Source organism: Streptomyces lonarensis (assembly GCF_012033735.1).
In the GTDB taxonomy this organism is placed as follows: Bacteria; Actinomycetota; Actinomycetes; order Streptomycetales; family Streptomycetaceae; genus Streptomyces; species Streptomyces lonarensis.
Genome location: NZ_JAAVJD010000251.1, coordinates 1 through 6,190, shown reverse-complemented (window position 1 = coordinate 6,190; position 6,190 = coordinate 1). Strand labels below are relative to the sequence as shown.

Here is a 6,190-nt window from a genome sequence, read left to right as displayed (position 1 = left end):
ACGCGTTCCCGGGGGCGGCCGACCGCCGCCCCCGGCCGCCGACCCCGCGACCGAAACCGAGGAGCCACGATCGTGCCATCCCGAAGGCCACCGGCCACCCCGACTCGTATCCTCAACGCTGCCGCCGACCACATCCAGCGCGTGGGGCTCTATCAGGGCGACCACCTCTGGCAGCCCGGCCGCATGGGCGACACCGCCCCGTGCACCGTGCTCCACGCATGGGGGCGCGGCGTGCGCTCCGTCCGGCCCCGCTGGTCCGTTCAGGGCGAGCCATGGGCCGTCTTTCACCGGGCCCTGTCCGAATCCCTGGTGCTGCTCAGCGACCACATCAACGGGTGCCCCGTGCCCGTCATCCGGTGGCGGAAACTGGGCATTACGGAGGACGCCTACCGGCGCACGCTGCTGTGGTGCTGGGGAGACGACCCGAGCCGGACGACAGTCGAGGCAGTGGAGATGATCCGCGCGGCCCCCGTTCGACGCCAGGGTGACGGCGATCACAGAACTGCCAACTGCCTCACCCGCTAAAACGTGGTTTAATTAAGCATGTCGGAAGGAGGAGGGCAACCCTCCGGCCGACACCGCACCGGGCCGGCGGCCCGAACAATCTCACCAGAAAGCGAAGAGCTGATGACCAACGCCAAGAACCAGTCCGCCGTCCAGAATCCCCCCGCTCCGTGGCCGACCCTCACCGTCGCCGAACTCGCCGCGCACCCCGGTAATCTCCGCGATGTCGAGGCCCCGGCCGACCTGCTGGCCGACGTGAAGGCCAACGGCGTCATGGAGCCGCTGTACATCGCGCGAACCCACGGCGAGGTGCCGCAGATCATCGACGGCTTCATGCGACTGGCCGCCGCCGTCTCAGCCGAGCTGGAGTCCGTGCCCGTCACCACGCGCCCCGTCATCCGGGTCGATGCGCTCACCCCTCACCCGAAGAACGCCCGGGGAGACCTCGACATCAACGCCACCTTCGTGGAATCGCTCCGCGTCGAGGGATGCCGCATCCCCGTCAAGATCCAGCGACTCGACGACGGGACACTCCAGGTCAACGACGGAAACCGCCGCTACCACGCAGCGAGCGAAGCGGGACTCACCCACCTGCCCTACGAGTGGGACGAGGGTCGCGACGCAGCCGGGCAGTTCCTCGACATGATCACGACCGCCCACCACCGCAAGAGCCTCACCCCGTCCGAGATGAACCTGGCGATGTTCAGCGCCGCCGACGCGGGCGCACCCGTCGGGCGCGTCGCCAAGGCCGCAGGCGTACGGCAGAAGGACGTCAAGGCCGTCGTCAAGGTCCGTTCCGACGAGAAGCTGAACGCAGCCGTCACCACCGCAAGCAACTACGAATGGACCTTCGAGCACTTGGCCGCGCTGGCGGAGTTCGCCGACGATCCCGAAGCGCTCGCCGCCATCACCGAGGCCGCCGCCCGGGTCAACGCCGACACCAGAGGCGTCGACTGGGCCCTTGCGCTGGAGCGGACCAAGCGCGACAAGCGGAACGCGGCCGACGCCCACCGCGCCGAACTGGAGACGGCCGGGCAGAAGATCAGGGACGCCGAGGAACTGTCCGAGCGCGCCATGCCCGTATGGCAACTGCGCGACATCAGCACCGAAGAACACGCCGACTGCAAGGGACAGGTGTGGGTTCTCGACGAGCGGCGGGGCGACCGGTACGAGCCCTACTGCACGGCCCCCGGCCTGTACGAGCACGCCACGCTAGGGAGCCCCATCCAGGGCGGAGGCGGCACGAAGACCGCAGCCGAGGCGGAGGCCGAGCGCGCCGCCCGCGCCGCCGTCAAGGCGGGGAACATCGCGTGGGACGCCGCCGAATCGGTCCGCAGGAAGTGGATCGCCGACCTGCTCCAGGCCCGCAACCTCCCCAAGAGCACCACGAACGCCCTGATCCGCAGCGTGAACGAAGCTCTCCTCAGCGGCACTTGGGGCATCTGCGAGAACCTGAACAAGGAGCCGACCACCGAGATCCTGGCCGCCTTCCTGGGCCTGAACGCCGAGCAGGCCAAGGACCGGAGCGGCTTTGCCGGGCACGCAGCCAAGGACCCGCGCCGCGCCCCGCAGCTCCAGTTCGCGGCCGTTGCCGCAGTCCGGGAGAAGGGCGCGACCCGGTCGGCGTGGCGGACGGATGGCCAGCACGCCCCGTGGACGCGGAAGCCCACGGCGGCATGGTTCAAGGTCCTTGCTTCGCTGGGGTACTCCCTCACCCCCATTGAGCAGTCGGTCGCGGACGGCGAGCCCTACGACCCGACGCGGAGGGAGCCCCGAGCCCTCCCCGCCGCTGACGAGCCGGAAGCAGGTCAGGAACTCGGCACCGCCGAGGAGTCGAACGAAGACGGACCCGAAGAGGCCGACGAGCCGGAGAGCGACGACGAAGTTTCCGCCTGACCCCCTCAGCCGTCCGACGCCGGGGGCGGGCGCCCCGCCCCCGGCCGCCCCAGGAGCACGCCATGGCCCGCACCGCCGCACTGTCCGAGACCTACGCCGACGACCACGGTTGCGGCTGCGTACCCCGGCCCGCCGAGCCGGACCCCGACACGATCGCTGACCTGATGCAGGCCCGCGCCATCGCGTCCGGGCTCGCGGAGTTCGGTATCGGACCCGCCCGCTGGTCCGCCGCCTACGACCACCAGGCCGCCGCCGCCGTCCTGCGCGTCGACACCCTGCGCGGACTGTACGCCCTCGCCATCCCCGCCCCCGGCCAGCCGTTCCCCGTGCATCACCGGGGCGAGCGCATCGGGGCGCTGGACTGCCGCCGTGCCTACGGCACCGCCGACAGCTACACCGCCGCCCTGTTCGCCGCGTACCTCCGCGACCGAGCCGCCCTAGACCTCCCCGGTCGGGATGCTTGCCCCACACCTCAAAACATGGTTTAATTAAGTGTGTCGGAGGGGGCGGGCAACACCCGCTCCGACCACAGGCCGCAATCGGCCCGACCTCAGGCGGAGGGCAACCCGCCCGGTCGGGCCGCCAGACCTCTCTCACCACCAGGAGCACGCACGATGACCAGCGCAGCCATGCGATTCTCGATCCCCGCCACCGCCGAATCCCAGGTCCGTCAGCTTGTCGCCGCGACCAACGCCCGCGCCTCCCTCCACCACCTTTCTCCGTACGACCTCGACGTCTCGGCGCCGTTCCTGGCGGACTACCGGGACATCGACGGCCACCCCATCGGTCAGCGGCCCACGGTCACCGTGACCATCTCCGGTGACATCCCCCGCCACCAGGGGTGGACCGTCATCGCCCGCCTCGACCACGACGCGGAGGGCGAGACGATCACCAGCCTGTTTCCCGGGCTCCCCGAAGAGGACGCGCAGGCCGCGCGGCAGCACCGCGCCATCGAGAACTTCTGCCACGGGTGCGCCGTCGCCCGTCATCGCACCGCCACCTACCTCGCTCGTCACGAGAACGGGCAGATGAAGCAGTTGGGCACCACGTGCGTCGAGCCCTACACGGGTCTGCCGATCAAGGGGCTCGAAGCTCTCTGGAGGTTCGGCACGCTCAAGGACTCGGACTGGGACGGCGACGAAGGCGGCATCCCCGCTGATCTCCGCATCCCCGTGGCCGAGGTGCTGCGAGTGACCGCAGCAATCGTGAAGCTCGAAGGCCGGTTCTACAGCCGCTCGGAGCAGTGGAAAGACACCTTGCCCACCGCCGACGGTGTCGAGGCGTACTTCTTCGACCGGAAAGCCACCCCCGAGTGGAAGGGGGCGATAGACGGAGAGCCCGACGCGCGGACCACCGCTGCCGCCGTCCGCGCTTGGGCGATCGAGGGGCATGGCAGCCTCTCCGACTACCGCCACAAGGTGGGCCAGCTGGCGAAGGGCGAGACCGTCAACCCCCGCCACCTGCCGACCCTGGTTTCAGCCATCGCGGGTTGGTACCGCGACCAGGAGAAGGAGGCCACCGAGCGGGCCGCCCAGAACAGCAAGCCGCAGGGCACGGTGGGCGAACGCATCACCACCACCGCCACCGTCACCACCGTGATCGAGCTGGAGGGCCGGACCTACGGCTACCACACCCAGCGCCGCCGACTGGTCAAGTTCCAGGACCCGAGCGGCAACGTGTTCGTCTGGTTCAGCTCCGCAGCTGACGTCCCCGGCAACGGCGACGAGGTCGAACTGACCGGCACGGTCAAGGACCACAGCATCTACGGCGAGACCGCACAGACCGTACTCACCCGCTGCCGCGTCGCCGCACGCGAACCGGTCGCCGCGTAGCCGCAGCACCGGCCGGGCGTGGGTCACCGCCCGGCCGGACCCCGGCCGCCGGGCCGTGGGGGGGGGGGGGGGGGGGGGGGGGGGGGGCGGCATCGAGCCGCCCACCCCACGCTTCGCCAACCGCAGCCGGAGTTCTCGTGCGTCGGCGGCCGGCGGTCCCGCGGATCGCGGAGAAGGACGTCCCTCCGGGACGGCTCAGCCCGGCCCGGCTCGCAGCCGGCCGGAACGTCCGGGCCGCGGGCGGCCCTCCCGTCCTGTCCGGACGCCGGGCCAAACGGGCGTGCCCTTCGGGCACGACTGCACTGTCCATCGCGCTCCGCGCGAGCGCCCAGCATCCCAGTGCAGTGGCTGCCCGCACCGGGATGTAGCAGGACGCTTCCCGGCACCGCGCTGCGTCGTAGTCAGCTCGGGTTAACGTGCGTGGGATCCGCCGAGTAGACACCGCGACACACAGCTACGAGATCATCGGTATGGATGGCTCCGTACTCCTCAGGCGTCGTCCTGTCTACCGCTTCCAGAATCTGGTGAGCCGACTTGGACCGGTAGCCCATGGCGCTGTCATCGGTGGTCACACCGACCGCCCAGTACTTGCCCAGAACTGGGGACTCCTGGAACGTTCGATAGGTCACGGTGTCGCGCAGATCCATGTCCTTGATCTCGACGTTAAGCCCCTCAGCCAGTGCCTTCTTTGCGTAGTCGAGCGCCGCATTGAGGCTCATGGTGTACATGGTCAGAGGCCGGCCGTTCGGCTCGCGTGGGATCGCCATGTTCGCAGGCTACAAGTCAGGACCGTCAGCCGAACGGTTCTCTCAGAATCTGATGGCGGCTGTCCCCGGGAGCGGGCGTCCAGGCCACCGTCGAGCTCCGTTCGACCCTGCCCTCACCACGTGCGGCAACGTGCAATCCGCTGCCCTCCCGCTCTCGCACCTGTATCTTGACGGGGCCGGGCGATGGGCCGGGCCCGCTGTGCGATAGAACATGCTGCATGGCTGGCTTCGACTTCGAGTTCACCTACACGGAATCACAGGAAGCGATTGTTCGCGTCTGTCTGGCTGCTGCACAGACCAGGGCTCGAAAGTTGCTGCTTTCGTGGAGATGGCAGCATGTGAAACCGCATCGCTGTGTTGTGACAATTAATGGAAACTCGCGCCGTACTGACCTTCTTGGGTACCGGTTGGAGCGCGATCTGCCCCTAGTGGCTGAAGGATGCGCGCACTCAGGAATCTCCCCAGCGCAACGCGCTCGGGTGGGCCGCGGTTTTGTCGATATGATGCTGCGCGGTCGGCATATCGAACAGGACGATCCCATGGTTCTGCGAGGAGTCGATGAGACCAGTTACTACTACCCTCCATACGAGTATGAGTGCCCCTCCTCGCCGCGTCTTCACGCTAGGCTCTCCATCACAACCAGTCTGATCGTTGCCTGGAACTTCGATGAGGTTGCTGCTGAAGTGTTTCTTGAAGAGCTACACACGGCGTGTGAGTTGATCTTGGAAGAGTTGGTCAATAAACGCGCCAAGAGAATGAGCTTCGCCGAGCTAATCTCCGCCGCAGAAGATGCTGATATCTTCAGCAATACTTCTGGTCAAGTTGTCTCGCCCGCTGTCCTGCTCACTGATTTGAAAGACCTAAGGAAAAACGTGCGACACCGAGCTGCTGAAGGAGCTGACGTATGGCTAGAAAGGAACTGGGAGGATGTTTCGATGTGTATCGAACGTCTCGTGCATCAAATTAATCGAGGGTCAGAGGTAAGTTCAATGCCTCAAGGTTGAAGGTGTAGCAGTTAGCGGCAGACGCCCGGTCGGCAATCCACTACGGCGCCGGCCCTACAGTCGAGGGCGCGCACCGTAGCCACAGGCCGGCGGACATCTCGAACCATCCGCCGGTGGGGTGCCGGCGTTAGTGATGTGTGCCTCCGGCGGGTCCTCTCTCGGAGGGGGAGGGGGCTGGTTGGTGGGG

General features: G+C 67.8%; 6 protein-coding genes. 5 read left to right on the top strand and 1 reads right to left on the bottom strand.

Features of this window, described 5'->3' with window-relative positions; translation table 11 throughout:
- Nucleotides 1-72 precede the first annotated feature (72 nt).
- The 4 genes from HCN56_RS21885 (at nucleotide 73) to HCN56_RS21870 (ending at nucleotide 4,232) form a co-directional block, all read left to right on the top strand.
- Nucleotides 73-525 carry a DUF6197 family protein gene (locus HCN56_RS21885; RefSeq protein WP_167973764.1) on the top strand — a complete coding sequence of 151 codons (453 nt, stop codon included), beginning with the start codon at nucleotides 73-75 and terminating at the stop codon, nucleotides 523-525.
- A gap of 102 nt (nucleotides 526-627) precedes the next feature.
- Nucleotides 628-2,400, top strand: coding sequence for a ParB/RepB/Spo0J family partition protein (locus HCN56_RS21880; RefSeq protein WP_167973762.1), 1,773 nt, complete (start codon nucleotides 628-630; stop codon nucleotides 2,398-2,400).
- Between the two features lie 62 nt (nucleotides 2,401-2,462).
- Nucleotides 2,463-2,888: a hypothetical protein gene (locus HCN56_RS21875; RefSeq protein WP_167973760.1), complete on the top strand. Its 426-nt coding sequence runs from the start codon at nucleotides 2,463-2,465 to the stop codon at nucleotides 2,886-2,888.
- Nucleotides 2,889-3,014: 126 nt separating this feature from the next.
- Entirely contained in the window at nucleotides 3,015-4,232 is a 1,218-nt protein-coding gene (locus HCN56_RS21870; protein WP_245246874.1) for a hypothetical protein, read from the top strand.
- 401 nt (nucleotides 4,233-4,633) lie between these two features.
- Here HCN56_RS21870 and HCN56_RS21865 read toward each other — a convergent pair whose 3' ends face one another.
- A complete protein-coding gene (locus HCN56_RS21865) occupies nucleotides 4,634-4,999 on the bottom strand; it encodes a hypothetical protein (protein WP_167973758.1) in 366 nt (121 codons plus the stop codon).
- A 218-nt stretch (nucleotides 5,000-5,217) separates the two neighbouring features.
- On the opposite strand from HCN56_RS21865, the gene HCN56_RS21860 reads away from it, so the two are divergent.
- Nucleotides 5,218-6,003, top strand: coding sequence for a hypothetical protein (locus tag HCN56_RS21860; protein WP_167973756.1), 786 nt, complete (start codon nucleotides 5,218-5,220; stop codon nucleotides 6,001-6,003).
- The last annotated feature ends 187 nt before the right edge of the window (nucleotides 6,004-6,190 follow it).